The following is a 16,349-nucleotide window of genomic DNA, read 5'->3' on the forward strand; positions in this document are numbered from 1 at the left end:
GGCCAAGGCATGAGCGGCTTCGGTGGATTCGCGCTGCGCCGGACCGTCGGTGCCGTCGTCACCCTGTTCGCCATCTCGGTGATCGTCTACGTCGTCTTCTACGTCACCCCCGGCAACGTCGCCCAGATCACCTGCGGCCCGCGCTGCTCACCCGCCCAGGTGCAGCAGGTCGCCGAGCAACTGCACCTGAACGACCCGCTGTACACGCAGTACTGGCACTTCCTGCAGGGCCTCGTCGTCGGCCAGGACTACTCGACGGGCACGTCCGTGGAGCACTGCTCGGCGCCCTGCCTCGGGCTGTCGTACCAGAGTGACCAGCAGGTCACCGCGCTGATCCTGGCGAAGCTGCCGGTGAGCCTGTCGCTGGTGTTCGGCGCCATGGTGCTGTGGCTGATCCTCGGCGTCGGCACCGGTGTCCTGTCCGCCTGGCGGCGCGGCCGGCTCACCGAGCGGCTGCTGACCGGCGTCACGCTCGCCGGCGTGGCCACGCCGGTCTTCGTCATCGGGCTCGTCCTGATGATCGTCGTCTGCGGGCAGTTTCAACTGCTGCCGTTCCCGCAGTACGTCGCCTTCACCGACGATCCCGAACAGTGGGCGTGGAACCTGCTGCTGCCCTGGCTCTCGCTCGCCCTGATCGAGGCCGCCGCCTTCGCCCGGCTGACCCGGGCGGCGATGCTGGAGACGCTGGCCGAGGACCACATCCGCACCTTCCGGGCCTACGGCGTCGGCGAGCGGTCGGTCATCGGACGGCACGCGCTGCGCGGGGCACTCGCGCCGGTCATCGCGCTCAACGCCAACAACTTCGGCAGCGCGGTCGGCGGCGCGGTGCTCACCGAGACGCTCTTCGGACTGCCCGGCATCGGGCAGGAACTGGTCCACGCCGTGAACGTGGTCGACCTTCCGGTCGTCGTCGGCATGGTCCTGGTCATCGGATTCTTCGTGGTCGTCGCCAACGTAGTCGCGGACGTGCTGTATGCGGTGGCCGATCGACGGGTGGTGCTGGCATGAGCCTGGTGAACGTCACGGACCTGACGGTCGAGTTCGGGTCCCTGCACGCGGTCGACGGCCTCACCTTCCGCCTGGAGCAGGGCGCCGCGCTCGCCCTCGTCGGCGAGTCCGGCTCCGGCAAGTCCACGGTCGCCTCGGCCCTGCTCGGGCTGCACCGCGGCACGGGCGCGCGGGTCGGCGGCTCGATCGAGGTCGCGGGCGTCGACGTACAGGCGGCGTCCGACGACGAACTGCGGCGGCTGCGCGGCGGGAAGGCCGCCATGGTCTTCCAGGACCCACTGTCGTCCCTGGACCCCTACTACGCGATCGGCGACCAGATCGCCGAGGTGTACCGCGTGCACACGCGTGCCTCGCGACGGGCGGCACGCGCGCGTGCCGTGGAGGTGCTGGACCGGGTCGGCATTCCGGACGCGGTACGGCGATCCCGCTCGCGCCCGCACGAGTTCAGCGGCGGCATGCGCCAGCGCGCCCTCATCGCCATGGCGCTGGCCTGCGCACCCGGCCTGCTGATCGCCGACGAGCCGACGACCGCGCTCGACGTGACCGTCCAGGCCCAGATCCTCGACCTCCTGCACACGCTCCGCGAGGAGACCGGCATGGGGCTCCTCCTCGTCACGCATGACGTCGGAGTCGCCGCCGAGAGCGTCGACGAGGTGCTGGTGATGAGGCACGGCCGGGCGGTGGAACACGGGCCGGTCTCCGCCGTACTGGGATCGCCCGCGCAGCCGTACACGCGCGAACTGCTCGGCGCGGTCCCGCGTGTGGACGCGCCCCGCGGCCATGCCGAGGTTCCTGAGAAGCCGGCCGAGGCCGTCCTGGAGGCGACCGGTCTGAGGCGTGAATTCGGGCGCGGGAAGCGGGCGTTCACGGCGGTGGATGACGTGTCGCTGACGATCCGTCGCGGCGAGACCCTCGGGATCGTGGGGGAGAGCGGCAGCGGCAAGACGACCCTCGGACGCATGCTGGTCGGCCTCCTGGAACCGACGGCGGGCGAGGTCCGTTACGACGGCCACGCGCGCGTGGGCGTGAATCCCGCAGTACAGATGGTCTTCCAGGACCCGGTCTCCTCCCTCAACCCCCGCCGCAGCGTGGGCGAGTCGATAGCCGACCCGCTACGCGCGCGTGGCGAGGCCGATGAGGGGCGCATTCGGGGGCGTGTACGGGAACTGCTGGAGCGCGTGGGGCTCGAAGCGGCGCACTACGACCGCTACCCGCACGAGTTCAGCGGAGGCCAGCGCCAGCGCGTGGGCATCGCTCGGGCGCTCGCGGCCGACCCGCGCGTCATCGTCTGCGACGAGCCCGTCTCCGCGCTTGACGTGACCACGCAGGCCCAGGTGGTCGCCCTGCTCGGCGAGTTGCAGCGCGAACTCGGACTCGCGCTCGTCTTCGTCGCACACGACCTCGCCGTCGTGCGCCAGGTCAGCGACCGGGTCGCGGTGATGCGGCGCGGGCGGATCGTCGAGGAAGGCCCCGCCGACGAGGTGTACGACAACCCGCAAAACCCGTACACCAAGCAGCTCCTGGCCGCCGTACCGGCACTCGACCCGCGGATCGCGGCCCAGCGGCGGGCGGCGCGACGGGAGTTGGCTGTGGTGTGACCGCCCGAGCCGTCGGGGCTCAAGGTATGACTGCCCGAGCCGTTTCAGGTCTGAGCGTCCAAGCCGTTCAGGTGTGACGATGCGTGCGCGTTTGATCTCTTAGCGCGACGGAACGCGACCTGCACGGGAAAGTTACGACCGTTCACCCCTTTTGGTGGCGCGATGGACAACCGTCCGTCGCGCCACCGCCTTGTCCACATACGTTCGTCCCGCTGTGAGCCGCCGGGGGAACGGCGGCTCCCCTAGGGAGATCGGGGGTGTGCTCGTGCGCATCGGACTGATTGCGGAGGGTGGCTATCCGTATGTGAACGGTGACGCCAGGCTCTGGTGCGACCGGCTCGTGCGCGGGCTCGGACAGCACGAGTTCGACATTTATGCGCTCAGCCGCAGCGAGCGCCAGGAGGACGAGGGCTGGGTCCCGCTGCCACCGCAGGTCAGCCGCGTGCGCACGGCACCACTGTGGACGGCCGAGGAGGACAGCGTGGTGTACGGGCGCCGTGCGCGCCGGCGGTTCGCCGAGTGCTACGGCGAGTTGGTGGCCGTGCTCTGCGCCGGGGGTGCCGGAGGGGCGGGGGGCGCTTCTGGGGCCTCCGAGGACACGTCGGCCATTGAGGCGGACCGTTTCGGCAACGCGCTGTACGGCCTCGCCGAACTCGCCCGCGACGAGGGCGGGCTGGTGGGAGCGCTCCGCTCCGAGGCCGCCGTACGCGCCCTCGAGCGCGCCTGCCGGGCGCGGGGCGCCCTGCGCACGGCGCGCGAGGCGCGGGTACCCGATCTGCTGGCCTTCGCCGCGCATCTGGAACGCGCCCTGCGCCCCCTCTCGCTCGACTGGTACGAGGACGACAACCTGGGCTCGGTCGACCTGTGCCACGCCGCTTCCGGCGGCTCGGCGGCCCTGCCCGGCCTGCTCGCCCACCACTTCTGCGGCGTACCGCTGCTGCTGACCGAGTACGGGGTCCGGCTCCGCACGCACTACCTGGCCGCCACCGACTCCTCGCCCGCCGTACGGTCCCTGCTCGCCGCCTTCCACGGCAGGCTCGCCGCCGAGACCTACGCCCGGGCCGCCCTCGTCACACCCGGCAACGCCCACGCCCGCCGCTGGCAGGAGCGCTGCGGCGCCGACCGCGCGAAGCTGCGCACGGTCTACCCCGGCATGGACGCTTCCCGCTTCGCGGAGGTCGGCGAGGCGCCGGAGTGCGCGGACCCGGACACGCTGGTCTGGGTCGGCCGTGTCGAGCCGACCAAGGACCTGGTGTCGTTGCTGCACGCTGTCGCCGAGGTCCGCAAGGAGGAACCGAAGACGCGGCTGCGGATCATCGGCACCCCCTCGGGCCCCGAGGGCGCCGCCTACCTCGGCCACTGCAGGGCGCTCGCCGCGCAGCTCTTCCCCGACGAGGCCGAGGGCCCGCACACGGTCGGCGACAACCCGGTCTCCTTCGAGGAGATCGGCAGCCCCGAGATCCCCACGCTCGCCGATGCATACGCCGCGGGTGGCGTGGCCGTCCTGTCCAGCGTCGTCGAGGGCTTCCCGATCAGCCTGGTCGAGGCCATGTTCTGTGGCCGCGTGACGGTGTCCACGGACGTCGGCGCGGTGGTGGAGGTCATCGGCGGCACCGGTCTCGTCGTTCCACCGCGCAACCCACGGGCGCTCGCCGAGGCCTGCGTGGCGCTGTTGCGCGACCCCGAGCGCCGTGAGCGCCTGGGTGCGGCGGCACGTGCGCGTGCGCTCGAACTGTTCACCGTCGAGCAGAACGTCGCAGCATTTCACGGCATTTACCTGGAGATCGTCTCGCGCACGCCGGTCCGCCGCGTCGTCCTCAACGGGGCCGGAGCCCCCCTGCCCTTCGCCGTCCCCGCCGAAGCCCACGTCCCCGGCCGCTGGACCGAGCGCTCCGCACGCCTGGTGGCCCGCGGCGGCCCGGCCCGCCCGACGGACGCCCCCGTACGCGCCGGCGCGCTGCCCAGGACGGAGGCGGCCCGATGAGCGGCCTGGGAGGCCTGGACCGTCCCGGGGCACCAGCCAGCCCCGGGGCCTGGGACGAGCGCTCGGAGGAGTGGCTCGCGACAGAGACGCTCGTGCCCGAGACGGACGCGGCAGAGACGGGCGTGGCAGGGACGCCCGTGGCCGAGACGGGCGTACGCGAGAGCAGGGTCGACGCACCACCCACCAGCCAGGAACCAACCGGCTCCCGCACCACCGCCCCCCGGCCGACCCCCACCCGTCGCACCGGTGCCGACCCCGTGAAGGCGCTGATGCACCGTCACCGCGACCTGTGCGAACGCGCGGTGGACCCCCTGGAGATCGCCGCCGGCCTGGAGGCCCACGGCGTCACCGATCGCACTGCGGCGCGCTTCCTGCACCGGGACGTCTTCTCCCTCGCGGAGGAGATGTACGCCCGAGTGGCCCGCGACGGCGAAACGCCCCCCAGCCCCCCGCGCCTCCCCACCCCCCGCGCACGAGCCGACTGGATTCTCCTCACCCTCCTCCCCGGAGCCCTCTGCGCGGCGGCCGTGACCGCCCTGCACCTCACCCACGGCCAGTCCCGCCTGATCGCGGCCGCCGCGGGAGCCCTCGCCGTGACCCTCGCCCTGCGCTCGGCCCTGGCCCGAGGCCCCCTCGCCACCACCCACGCCACACGCCCGACGGCCACCCGCACCTGCTGGCTCCTCGCCTACGCCCTCCTCGGCGACGGACTCCTCCAGGCAGCCGCCACCGGAGGCCCCGACACCCTCCCCACCGGCACCGCCGACGGCCCCTGGCCCCTCACCACGGCTCCCGTCCTGGCCCTAGCCCTCTCCTGCGCCCCCGCGGCATGGTGCGCCCACGTCCTCGCCGTACGGGCCCGCCGCAAACTGTCGGCCAGCCGAGCCCTGGAGGACTTCGCCACCGCGGTAAAGCCCCTGCTCCTGGGCACGTTCGCCCTCTACCTCGGCGCCCTGACGGCCCTGTTGACCCTGACCACCACAGCCCTGGACGAGCCCGCCGCCTTCCCTCAGACCCTCACCCTGGGCGCCCTCCTGCTCCTTGCCCGCCTCCTCACCACCCACGGCTTCACCCACGCCCCCGCACTGGTCCTCACCGCCACAGTCACAGCCGAGGCCACAGCCCTGACCGCCCTCTTCACAGCCCGCCTCCCCGGCTGTGCCTGGCTGGCAACCCCCGTCCAGTCCCTGATCGACGCATGGGGCCCGGCCGCCATCCCCACAATCGCCTGCGGCGTGGGCGCGTCGACCCTCCTGCTCCATGCGGCGCGCACGTTGACGAGGGCGTCGGCACATACGACGGCGGACCAGTCATGGTGACGCGGCGGCAACTCCCGCGGCGCCGCACTCGCGTACGGCTGGAAAGGGACGTGCCGGGTCGCGGCCCCACCCCACAACGAAACCGTGGGCGCTACACGAACCCCCACCCAGCCACCCAGGCTGCCGCAGCAGTCCCGGCCCGACGCAAGCCGCCCGAGGCACCCGTAGGCATCCCGGCCCAACCGCCGAAGGCACCCGTCGGCATACACGCCCACATACCCGCTGCCCCCCTTCTGCCCGAAAGCCCCTCTGTCTGAAGTCCGTGTCCTTGAAGGAGACCCCCAAATGATCACCTCCCGACCCGATCACCCCTCGGCCACGGGAGCCGCCCGATGAGAGTCCTGCTGATCGGAGCCAACGGCTACCTCGGCCGCTTCGTAGCCGACCGCCTCCTCGCCGACCCCGCCGTCCAGCTCACCGCGCTGGGCCGAGGCGACGACGCCGACGTCCGCTTCGACCTCGCGTCCGGCAGCCCCGGCGCCCTCACTCGCTTCCTCGACGCGGTCCACCCCGGCGTCGTCATCAACTGCGCCGGCGCCACCAGAGGCGGCGCCCGCGAACTCACCCGCCACAACACCGTCGCCGTCGCCACGGTCTGTGAGGCCCTGCGCCGCAGCGGCTGCGGCGCCCGCCTCGTCCAGATCGGCTGCGGCGCCGAGTACGGCCCGAGCCAGCCCGGCTCCTCCACGGCCGAGGACGCCGTCCCCCGCCCCGGCGGCCCGTACGGCGTAAGCAAACTCGCCGCCACCGAACTCGTCCTTGGCTCCGGCCTGGACGCCGTGGTCCTGAGGGTCTTCTCACCCGCGGGCCCCGGCACCCCCGCCGGCTCTCCCCTCGGCCGCTTGGCCGAGGCCATGCGCCGCGCCATGCAGTCCGGCGACGGCGAGCTCAAACTCACCGGGCTTGCCGCCCAGCGCGACTTCGTCGACGTCCGCGATGTGGCCCGCGCCGTCCACGCCGCCTCGCTGTCCGCCGCGCAGGGCGTCATCAACATCGGCTCGGGCCGCGCCGTCCGCCTCCGGGACGCCGCCGCCGTCCTCGCCCGCGTGGCCGGATACGGCGGCGCCCTCCACGAACTCGACGGCCCGCCCGTCCCATTGCGGCCGTCCATCGGACATCCCCGCGCCGACTCGGACCACACGGCCCACGCGGCGCTCGCGGGCCACGGCGCCCCGGTCGCGTACCCGTACCCGGACGGCTGCGGCAGCTGGCAGCAGGCCGACGTGCGCACCGCACGCGACCGACTCGGCTGGCGCCCCCGCATCAACCTCGAAGAGTCCCTGGGTGACATCTGGATGGAGGCGGCATGCCGTATCTGACCGGCACACCACCGACTGCAACGAGCACAGGCCTGCGCACCGGCCTCGGCATCCCCGGCTACGCACACCCCCTCCTCGCCCCGACCGAGTGGGGCGAACTCACCCGCCCCGGGACCCCCGTGCACTGGGTGGTCCTGAACGTCGCGGACGGCCCCGGCACCCGCCCCGACCCGCACTGCCTCGAGACGGCCGGAAGGCTCCGCAAGGCGGGAGTCCGCGTCCTGGGCCACCTGGACACGGCCCACCTCGACACGGCTCACCTGGACACGAGCCATTCGGACACGGCGCACGTCGACGCGGCCCAAGGCACCCGCGCCACCCGTGCCTTCGGCGAGGTGATCTCCGAGGCGCACCGCTACCTCGATTGGTACCGGGTCGACGGCTTCTACCTGGACCGCTGCCCGACCGAACGCGCCGCCCTGCCCGAGATCCGCCGCACGATCAGCACGCTTCGCGCGCTGCGTGACAAGGCCCACACCGTCCTGGGCCACGGCACCCACCCCCACCCGGGCTACGCCGAGTGCGCCGACCAACTGGTCACGTTCCGGGGTTCGTGGAGCGACTACCGCTGGTCGCAGGTGGCGGAGTGGACCGCCGACTACCCGCCCGACCGCTTCTGCCACTTCGTCCACGGAGTGCCCCGCCCCCACCTGGACGAGGCGCTGCGCATCGCTCGCTGGCAGGGCGCGGCGACCATCTACTTCACCGACCGCACGGACCGCACCGACCGTGGCGGCCGCGTCGACGCGTGGGGGGCCATGCCCGGCTACTGGGACGAAATCGTCTCGCGGATCGGAACAGGTGTCTCGGAATGAAAAAGGCCATGGCACTGTTACGGAGAGAACAACCGTAGTGATCGACCGACCAACGGAGTCCCCGTGTCGCTGCCACCCCTGGTCGAGCCCGCCCCCGAGCTCACCGTAGACGAGGTTCGCAGGTACTCCCGCCACCTGATCATCCCCGACGTGGGGATGGACGGGCAGAAGCGGCTGAAGAACGCCAAGGTGCTGGCTGTGGGCGCCGGCGGCCTGGGCTCGCCGGCGCTGATGTACCTGGCCGCCGCGGGCGTCGGCACGCTCGGCATCGTGGAGTTCGACGAGGTCGACGAGTCGAACCTGCAGCGCCAGATCATCCACAGTCAGGCCGACATCGGCCGCTCCAAGGCCGAGTCCGCGCGCGACTCCGTCCTCGGCATCAACCCGTACGTGAACGTGATCCTTCACGAGGAGCGGCTCGAGGCCGACAACGTGATGGACATCTTCAGCCAGTACGACCTGATCGTCGACGGCACGGACAACTTCGCGACCCGCTACCTGGTCAACGACGCCTGCGTGCTGCTGAACAAGCCGTACGTGTGGGGCTCGATCTACCGCTTCGACGGCCAGGCCTCGGTCTTCTGGTCCGAGCACGGCCCCTGCTACCGCTGCCTCTACCCGGAGCCCCCGCCGCCGGGCATGGTTCCCTCCTGCGCCGAGGGCGGTGTGCTGGGCGTGCTGTGTGCGTCCATCGGCTCCATCCAGGTCAACGAGGCCATCAAGCTCCTCGCGGGCATCGGCGAGCCCCTGGTCGGCCGCCTGATGATCTACGACGCCCTGGAGATGCAGTACCGCCAGGTCAAGGTCCGCAAGGACCCGAACTGCGCGGTCTGCGGCGAGAACCCGACGGTCACCGAGCTCATCGACTACGAGGCCTTCTGCGGCGTCGTCTCCGAGGAGGCCCAGGAGGCGGCCGCCGGCTCGACGATCACTCCGAAGCAGCTCAAGGAGTGGATCGACGACGGCGAGAACATCGAGATCATCGACGTCCGCGAGATCAACGAGTACGAGATCGTCTCGATCCCCGGCGCCCGGCTGGTCCCGAAGAACGAGTTCCTCATGGGCACCGCCCTGGAGACCCTCCCGCAGGACAAGAAGATCGTCTTGCACTGCAAGACGGGTGTCCGCAGTGCGGAAGTCCTCGCGGTCCTGAAGTCCGCGGGCTTCGCCGACGCCGTGCACGTCGGTGGCGGCGTGATCGGCTGGGTCAACCAGATCGAGCCGCACAAGCCGGTCTACTGAGCGGACTTCCTCGCCCGCAGGGCGAGCCTCGTTCGGACGGCGGGGGCTTCGGGCACTACGGGTGCTCGAAGCCCCCGCCGCCGTCATGAGCAGACCTTGCCGTCCTTCGGCACGGTCCCCTGCAGCAGATACGCGTTCACCGTGGAGTCGACGCAGTCGCTCTTCCCGTACGCGGCGTGGCCCTCGCCCTTCCAGGTGAGCGTCACGCCGACGCCCTTGCCCAGTTCGTCCGCCATCTTCCGGGTGCCCTCGTAGGGCGTCGCCGGGTCGCCGGTGTTGCCGACCAGCAGGATCGGCGCCGCACCCGCCGCACTCACCTCCGGGGTGTCGTACTGCCCGGCCACCGGCCAGTCGTGGCACCAGCCGGCCGTGTCCCAGCCCAGCATGGGGCCGAACACGGGCGAGACCTTCTCGAACCGTGGCAGCAGCCTCTTCGCCTCCTCGATCGTCGGCCGCTGCTTGGTGTCCAGGCACGATATGGCCCGTTGCGAGTGGGTCCCCGTGCCGTAGCCCCCCGAGGCGTCGCGGTCGTTGTAGTCGTCGGCGAGCGCCAGGAGTTCCGAGCCGTCCCCCTCCTCGGCCGCCTCCAGGGCGCTGGTCAGGGTCGGCCAGCTCGCTTTGCTGTACAGCGGCCTGATGATGCCGGTGAGCGCGAGAGCCTCGGTGAGTTTCCGCTCGGACGACGTCGGCAGCGGGCTCGCGTCGATCCGCTTCAGCAGGCCCACGATCTTCTGCGAGCCCTCTTCGGCGCCCTGACCGGTCGACTCGAGGTAGTTGTTCAGCGCGCGCTGGAAGCCCCTGGCCTGGTTCTCGGCGTGCCCCTCCCCGTCCGCGCTCGGGTCGACGACCGCGTCCAGGATCAGCCGGCCCACGTTCTTCGGGAACAAGTGGGCGTAGACGCCGCCGAGTTCGGTGCCGTAGGAGATGCCGAAGTAGTGCATCTTCGTGTCGCCGAGGACCTGGCGCATCAGGTCCATGTCGCGGGCGGTGTCGGTGGTCGACACATGCGCGATCAGCGTCCCCTCGGACTTCTGGCAGCCCCTGCCGAAGTCGGCGGCGTCCCGGAGGTAGGCCGTCTCCTCGGCCGGGGTGTCCGGCGTGATGTCCACGGACTCGGAGGCCTGGATCTCCTTGTCGCTACGGCAGCGCACGGCTTCACTGGCGCCCACCCCGCGCGGGTCCCAGCTCACCAGGTCGTACCGCTTGGCGAGCTCGGAGGCGGAGGAGGCGTACCACGGCAGCGTGGACACTCCCGAGCTGCCGGGGCCGCCGAAGTTGAACAGGAGCGAGCCGATGCGGTCGTCGCCACTGGCCTTGGTGCGGATCAGCGCGAGGTCGATCGTCCTGCCGTCCGGCTTCGCCCAGTCCAGCGGCGCCTCGAGCGTGGCGCACTGCCACTCGTCGCCCGGCGCGGGTGAGCCCCCGGTGGCCTTGCAACGCCCCCAGTCGAGCTTCTGCGAGGTCAGCGAGGACGGCAGTGGTGCCGCCGAGTCGGCGGACGCGCCCGGCGAACTCGGCCCGCTCGCCTTCGCACCGGCCTTGCCGCCGTCGGACGAGCCGCTGCTGCAGCCCGTCACCAGCAGCGCGGCGGTGGCCGTCAGGACCGTCCACCGTACAAAACGCGCCATGTCACTTCCCCCCTCGCAGGCCGTCCGCACCGTGCCGCGGATGGCGGTCAGGCCATAGTAGGCGGATCACGAAACGGCCGTAGCGGCCTGTGGATAACTCTCTGACCTGCTGATTTGCCGCTTCCCGACTCGGCTTCAGGAGCAGACGGTGCCCGCCGCCGGCACCTTCCCGTCCAGCAGATAACCGTTCACCGCGTCCTGCACGCACTTGTTCTTGCTGTTGTACGCGCCGTGTCCCTGCCCCTTGTACGTCAGCTCGACGCCCACCCCCTTGCCCAGCGCCTGGACCATCCTCCGGGCGCCCTCGTACGGTGTGGCCGGGTCGCCCGTGTTGCCCACGACGAGGATCGGCGCCGAGCCCGGTGCGCTGACGTCGGGACGGTCGGCGGCGCCCGCCACGGGCCAGTCGGTGCAGCTGAGCATGGTCCAGGCCAGGGCGTCGCCGAACAGGTTCGAGGCGGCCCGGAACTCGGGCAGTCTCTGCTCCACGTACTCGGCTGTGTAGCGGGGCTTTTCGTCTGCGCAGTTGATCGACACGTTGGCCGGGATGATGTTGCTGTACTCGCCGTTCTCGCGGCGTCCGTTCGCCGAGTCGGCCAGCATCGACAGAATCGTGCCGTCACCGTCGTACGCCTGCACCAGGCCCTGAGTGAGGTACTCCCAGAAGTCCTTCGAGTACAGCGCCTCCAGGATGCCGGAGGTCGCGGCGGTCTCGGTCAGCTCGCGCGGGAAGACGCCTGGGATCGGCTTGCTGTCGAGATCCTTCAGCAGCTTGGCGATGCGTTCCTTGACGTCCGCGGCGGTGGCCCCGATCGGGCAGCCCTCGGCCTTGGAGGCGCAGTCCTCGGCGAAGTTGTCGAGCGCGAGCTGGAACCCCGCGGCCTGCCCGAGCGCGTTCTGCTCGGGGGTGTGCGTCGGGTCGACCACCGCGTCGAAGACGGCGCGTCCCACGTTCTTGGGGAACAAGTGGGCGTAGACGCCGCCGAGTTCGGTGCCGTAGGAGATGCCGAAGTAGTGCAGCTTGTCGTCGCCGAGGACCTGACGCATCAGGTCGAGGTCGCGGGCCGCGTCGGTGGTGCGCACATGCGGCAGCATCCGCTCGGAGTTCTCCTCGCACGCCGCGTTGAACTCCTTGGTGGTGTTCAGCAGTTCGGTCCGCTCGGCGGCGTCGTCCGGGGTCGCGTCCTGCTGGAAGTGGGCGTCGAGCTGTTGGTCGTTCTCGCACAGGACGGGCGCGCTGCGGCCGACGCCTCGCGGGTCGAAGCTCACCAGGTCGTAGCGAGTGCGCAACTTCTCATAGGTCGGGCCGAAGGAGGGCAGAGTGGTGACGCCCGAGCTCCCCGGGCCGCCGAAGTTGAAGATCAGGGAGCCGATGCGGCTGCTGTCGTCCCCGCTCGGCCTGGCGCGGATCAGAGCGAGTTCGATGGTGTCGCCCTTGGGCTCGTTCCAGTCGCGCGGTGCCTTCATCTTGGCGCACTGCCATCCGCCGCCGCCCGGCAGAGGTGACGGGCTGCCTCCGCCGCCCTGCGCCTGGGAGGGGCTCGGGCAGTCCTTCCAGCTCAGCTCCTGGGCCGTCAGATCCTCGTCCCCGGAGTCGTCGTCGCTGCAGCCCGCCAGCAGGGCGGACACCAGCAGGGCCGTGGCGGTCAGGGCAGCTGCACGCAGCCGGGGAGGGTTCGGCATGGTCCCATCCTGCGGTCGTACGCGGTGGGGCGCTCGGGGCGCGAGCCGTACGAGGGATCGCGCCGTACAAGGGATCGCGGCGCCTCACCTGTCCGTTGCCTCTTGCAACGTACGGCGCCCTGCTCCTCACACGACAAGGCCTCCCGCACGACAAGGCCTCCCGCACGACGGGGCATCCCGGCCCTCCGTACGCCGCCGCCTCGCGCTACAGCGCGCCCTTGCGTGTCAGGTGATTGAAGGCCAGCCAGCCCGGCAGCACCGGCAGCCACAGCGTCAGCATCCGGAAGAGCAGCACCGAGGGAGCGGCGACCTCGCTGGGCAGGCCCACGGCGATCAGGCCGACGGTCAGGGTCACATCCACGGCGCCCACGCCGCCCGGGGTGGGCGCCGCCGAGCCGAGCGCGTTGCCGGCGAGGAAGACGACGGCCACGCTGGCGATGCTGAGGGAGGTTCCCTGGCTGCCGAACGCCCGGATCGACGCGTCCAGGCACATCACGAAGCAGGCGGTCAGCAGCAGCATGCCGCCGATACCGGTGACCAGCTTCTGCGGCCGCTGCAGCACATCGAGCATGCGCGGCACGACACCCGCGAACAGCGACCTCACGCGCGTGACGACGAATTTCCGCAGGAACGGCACCGAGGTCACCACGAGCACCAGCACCGCCACCGTCAGCAGGCCCGCGATGACGGTCCGGGACGGCGACAGCGACGGCGTCTTCTCGGTTCCGGTCAGATAGCCGAAGGACAGCAGCATCAGGATGTGGCAGCCGAGCCCGAACAGCTGCGACGCGCCGACGCTCGCCACCGCGAGCCCCGGCCGCACTCCCGCGCGCTGCAGGAAGCGCGTGTTGAGGGCGACCCCGCCGACCGCGGCCGGCGCGACGATCTTCACGAACGACCCGGCGACCTGCGCCGCCACGGTCCGCCGGAACGGCACCCGCTCGGGCACGAACCCGAGCAGGGCCATCGCCGCCGCGAAGTAGCTGGCCGCCGAGAACAGCACTGCCGCGGCCACCCAGCCCCACTTGGCATTGGCGATGAGCGGCCCGAACTCGATGTGGGTGAGCTGCGTCAGAAGGAAGTACGCGGCGATGGCACCGGCGATGAAACTGATCAGCGTGCGCGGCCGCACCCGCTCCAGGCGGGCCGGCTCGACCGGCGCCTGCGGCCTGATCCGCAGCACCTCATGGCGGATCTGCGTGAGCAGATCCTCCTCACGTGCCTCGTCCAAGGCCTCGTCGATGGCCCGCTTCTCGGCCCGCGCCTGCGCCCGTACGGTCTTCTTGTCCGGCTTGTCCAGTACGGCCTCGGTGTCGCCCGTGGCCTCCTCGCTGCGGGCGTGCTTGGCGTGCCGGGACGCCTCCAGCACCGCCTCCCGCTCGCGCTGGGCCCGTTCCCGGGCGAGTCTGCGCAGCGTCGCGCGCGTGGAGCGGCTCAGCGCGATGGGCTGCAGCATCGGCAGACAGTCGGCCACGGCGTCGGGGCCGAGCACACTTACCGCCGTTGCCACCGCGCGCTCGGCGCCCACCCGGAGGCCGAGCGTCACCAGCAGCTGGGAGATGTCCATGCGCAGCAGCAGATTGTTGGCCGCGATCTCACCGATGCGCAGGTCGGTGATGATCACCTTGCCGGAACGATCCACCAGAATCGCGTCACCCACCAGCCTGCGGTGCGCGATACGCCGGGACTGCAGCGCCTTGACCTGGAGCCAGGTGCCGCGCAGCAGCTCGTCGGTGATCTCCTTGTCCGAGAGCGAGTCCAGGGTGTGCCCGCCGGTGTGCTCGTAGACGAGCATCACGGCGTCCGGGCCGAGCTCGGAGGTGGCGATCAGCTTGGGCGCGTTGGCACCGGCCGCGATGGCCGCGTAGGCGAGCAGCGCCTCCTGCTCCAGGGCCTGGCGCAGCGACTGGAGGCTGCTTCGGGTGGCGAAGCCGCGCAACGTCAGATTGCGCCACGCGCGATAGAAGAAGCCCTGCGCCTGCTGCTCACGGTCGACCACCGTCACATCCAGCGGCGGACCTTCTTCGAGCGTGACGAAGTAGCGCCGGCCTCGGTCGCCGGTCTCCTGTGCGTCGGAGGCCTCCTCGCGGGCCGCGCTCACCGGGCGGAAGCCGACGTGCCTGAGGCCCGCCATCAGGGTCCGTCCGGTGGGGCGGACGTTGGGCGAGCCGACCGCGTACAGCGTGCCGTAGGCGACGGTCCAGCCGATCAGCAGCGTCAGGAGGATCGAGAACGGCGTGGTGTAGCCGGTGACCAGCATGGAGAAGGCGTACAGGACCAGGACCGCCCAGAGGACCGCACGCCAGCGCGGTCTGCGGGACATGCCCACGGCGGTCATGTACGCGATGACCGGCGCGAGATAGCCGTGCACCGGGTCGGTGAGGGAGCCGACGTCTCCGGGCGACGGCTGGGTGAGGGCGTCCCGGATGGACTCGGGGGCGGCCCGCGCGACCCACAGGTCGGTGGCGAGTGTCACACCGTGCGCGAGGACGGCCGCGAGGACGCCGTCGGCGATACGCAGCCCGTCCCGCTTGATCAGCCGCTCGATCGCGAAGGCGACGGGCACCAGCAGGATCGCGATGCTGGACACCAGCCCGGCCATCTTGCTGAACACGTCGGGCGCCTGCCCGGTGCCCTTGTTGATGTCCTGCTCAAGTCCTGATGTGGTGCCGTGTGCGAACGCGGCGATCGCGAGCAGCAGGGCGATCCCCAGCACGCCCACGAGCAGTCGCATGAGGTCGGACGGACGGTGCACGCGCGCGGGGAGCAGCGGTTCGTCGCCCTCGACCTCGTCGACGTGCACCTCGTCCAGGTCGTACGGCACCTTCCCCTCGATGGCCTTGCGTCCGGCGTCGTTCGCGTCCGCGCCCTTCTTGACCTCGTCCTTCTTGCCGCTGTCGCTCTCGCCGGGGTCCTTCTTGCCGGCGTTCGCGGTGTCCGGGCGCGACGAAGCGTCAGAGGTGCTCGCCGCGTCCTCCGGGTGCACACCCTGTTGCTTCATCGTCTCTTCTTGGTCTCGTATCACCAGTCACCGCCCGCACGATGGTGGCATGCCCCACCGACACACGGGGGCATCAGGGTGCAAATGCGGGGGCGCACAGTCTGCCCGAAGCGCCGCTCCGGGGCGAGGCATACGCACAGTGGCGAGCACGTCACATTGTCGGTGGGGTGGGGCAGGATGGGCCGGATGAGCGAGGAGAGCCTTCCGCACGACGCCCGCCTGGAGTACGACGACGCCCACCCGGAGTCCGCCGACGCGCTGCCGGAGTACGCCGAGCGGGTCCTCGAGGTCGCCGAGCTGATTCCGCCGGGCCGCGTCATGACGTACGGGGACGTCGCGGAGTGGCTGGAGGAGGGCGGGCCCCGGCAGGTCGGTCGGGTGATGGCCCTCTACGGGGGAGCCGTCCCGTGGTGGCGGGTGGTCCGCGCGGACGGGGTCCTGCTGCCGGGCCACGAGCTGAGAGCGCTGGAGCACTACCGCGCCGAGGGCACGCCCTTGAAGGAGGCGAGCAGGGCCGCCGAGGGCCACGTGCCGCGCCTCGACATGAGGCGGGCGCGCTGGGACGGCGGCGAACGCGCACAGGGTCACACCTGACAGCTTCCGCCATCGGACGGGCCGCTGTGTGACCTGTGATCCGTACGGGGGACAGGGGGCACGTTCGTGGCATGACGTACGTTCGTGAGTCGAGGGACGCATGTGCCACAAGTGAACTGAGGGATGAATCGGAAGCCCTGCTTCCGCACCACCCCTCG

11 protein-coding genes are annotated in these 16,349 nt (G+C 71.3%); 8 read left to right on the plus strand and 3 right to left on the minus strand.

Features of this window, described 5'->3' with window-relative positions; translation table 11 throughout:
* The first annotated feature begins 9 nt into the window (after positions 1 to 9).
* The 7 genes from EHO50_RS30770 (at position 10) to moeZ (ending at position 9,285) form a co-directional block, all read left to right on the plus strand.
* Positions 10 to 1,008, plus strand: a complete 999-nt coding sequence (locus EHO50_RS30770) for an ABC transporter permease (RefSeq protein ID WP_128434505.1) — start codon at positions 10 to 12, stop codon at positions 1,006 to 1,008.
* Positions 1,005 to 2,606 carry a dipeptide ABC transporter ATP-binding protein gene (locus EHO50_RS30775; protein ID WP_128434506.1) on the plus strand — a complete coding sequence of 534 codons (1,602 nt, stop codon included), beginning with the start codon at positions 1,005 to 1,007 and terminating at the stop codon, positions 2,604 to 2,606. Before EHO50_RS30770 ends, EHO50_RS30775 begins: the two co-directional genes overlap by 4 nt.
* Positions 2,607 to 2,871: 265 nt before the next feature.
* The gene (locus EHO50_RS30780) at positions 2,872 to 4,590 is read left to right on the plus strand and encodes a DUF3492 domain-containing protein (protein WP_128434507.1); all 1,719 of its coding nucleotides are present in this window, start codon (positions 2,872 to 2,874) and stop codon (positions 4,588 to 4,590) included.
* Positions 4,587 to 5,909 carry a hypothetical protein gene (locus tag EHO50_RS30785; RefSeq protein ID WP_128434508.1) on the plus strand — a complete coding sequence of 441 codons (1,323 nt, stop codon included), beginning with the start codon at positions 4,587 to 4,589 and terminating at the stop codon, positions 5,907 to 5,909. Before EHO50_RS30780 ends, EHO50_RS30785 begins: the two co-directional genes overlap by 4 nt.
* 332 nt (positions 5,910 to 6,241) lie before the next feature.
* The gene (locus EHO50_RS30790) at positions 6,242 to 7,228 is read left to right on the plus strand and encodes an NAD-dependent epimerase/dehydratase family protein (RefSeq protein WP_128434509.1); all 987 of its coding nucleotides are present in this window, start codon (positions 6,242 to 6,244) and stop codon (positions 7,226 to 7,228) included.
* Entirely contained in the window at positions 7,216 to 8,043 is an 828-nt protein-coding gene (locus tag EHO50_RS30795) for a spherulation-specific family 4 protein (RefSeq protein WP_128434510.1), read from the plus strand. Before EHO50_RS30790 ends, EHO50_RS30795 begins: the two co-directional genes overlap by 13 nt.
* 63 nt (positions 8,044 to 8,106) lie before the next feature.
* Complete coding sequence (gene moeZ / locus EHO50_RS30800) at positions 8,107 to 9,285, plus strand: adenylyltransferase/sulfurtransferase MoeZ (protein ID WP_128434511.1); 1,179 nt, start codon at positions 8,107 to 8,109, stop codon at positions 9,283 to 9,285.
* A gap of 83 nt (positions 9,286 to 9,368) precedes the next feature.
* Here moeZ and EHO50_RS30805 read toward each other — a convergent pair whose 3' ends face one another.
* From EHO50_RS30805 to EHO50_RS30815, 3 genes are all read right to left on the minus strand, one after another.
* Complete coding sequence (locus EHO50_RS30805) at positions 9,369 to 10,913, minus strand: alpha/beta hydrolase (RefSeq protein ID WP_128434512.1); 1,545 nt, start codon at positions 10,911 to 10,913, stop codon at positions 9,369 to 9,371.
* A 135-nt stretch (positions 10,914 to 11,048) separates the two neighbouring features.
* Entirely contained in the window at positions 11,049 to 12,596 is a 1,548-nt protein-coding gene (locus EHO50_RS30810; protein ID WP_128434513.1) for an alpha/beta hydrolase, read from the minus strand.
* 205 nt (positions 12,597 to 12,801) lie between these two features.
* The gene (locus tag EHO50_RS30815; RefSeq protein ID WP_128434514.1) at positions 12,802 to 15,597 is read right to left on the minus strand and encodes a lysylphosphatidylglycerol synthase domain-containing protein; all 2,796 of its coding nucleotides are present in this window, start codon (positions 15,595 to 15,597) and stop codon (positions 12,802 to 12,804) included.
* 186 nt (positions 15,598 to 15,783) lie between these two features.
* Here EHO50_RS30815 and EHO50_RS30820 point away from each other — a divergent pair, with 186 nt between their 5' ends.
* Complete coding sequence (locus EHO50_RS30820) at positions 15,784 to 16,191, plus strand: MGMT family protein (protein ID WP_246101600.1); 408 nt, start codon at positions 15,784 to 15,786, stop codon at positions 16,189 to 16,191.
* The last annotated feature ends 158 nt before the right edge of the window (positions 16,192 to 16,349 follow it).

It is taken from the genome of Streptomyces cyaneus, assembly GCF_004028635.1.
Taxonomy (GTDB): domain Bacteria; phylum Actinomycetota; class Actinomycetes; order Streptomycetales; family Streptomycetaceae; genus Streptomyces; species Streptomyces cyaneus.